The sequence below is a fragment of the Paracoccus sp. M683 genome, from assembly GCF_007096355.1.
Taxonomy (GTDB): Bacteria; Pseudomonadota; Alphaproteobacteria; order Rhodobacterales; family Rhodobacteraceae; genus Paracoccus.
Map to the genome: position 1 here is coordinate 1 of NZ_VKDF01000064.1, position 399 is coordinate 399.

1 pseudogene is annotated in these 399 nt (G+C 61.2%); it reads right to left on the reverse strand.

The features are described from left to right. Window positions 1–399: pseudogene (locus tag FNJ84_RS22145) on the reverse strand (hypothetical protein); the annotation flags it as partial.

A 399-nucleotide genomic window follows, 5' to 3' on the forward strand; every position in this document is an offset into this window, starting at 1 on the left:
TTACAGCAGCACGTCGTCGGCCAGGGCATTGATCGTCATGCCCAGAACCGTCAGCGTGTTGCCGCCGCCGAAATCAAAGACCGCGTCGATGCGACCATCGCCGTTCACGTCGGATTCGGTGCCAAGGGCGCGAAGTGCTGCAAAATCGGCAAGGCCATGGCCGCGCAGGTTCACCTGATCCAGATCGTCCTGGAAATCGGCGATCCGATCCGCGCCGTAATTCTGCCAATAGACAAAGGTATCCGCGTTATTGCCGCCAAACAGCGTGTCGCTGCCGCCGCGCCCGTCCAGCCGGTCTTTGCCCTTCTCGCCCCACAGCACGTTGTCGCCGGCATCGCCGAACAGCCCGTCATTGTGGTTCGAACCCGAGATATTCTCGATCGAGGTCAGCACATCGCC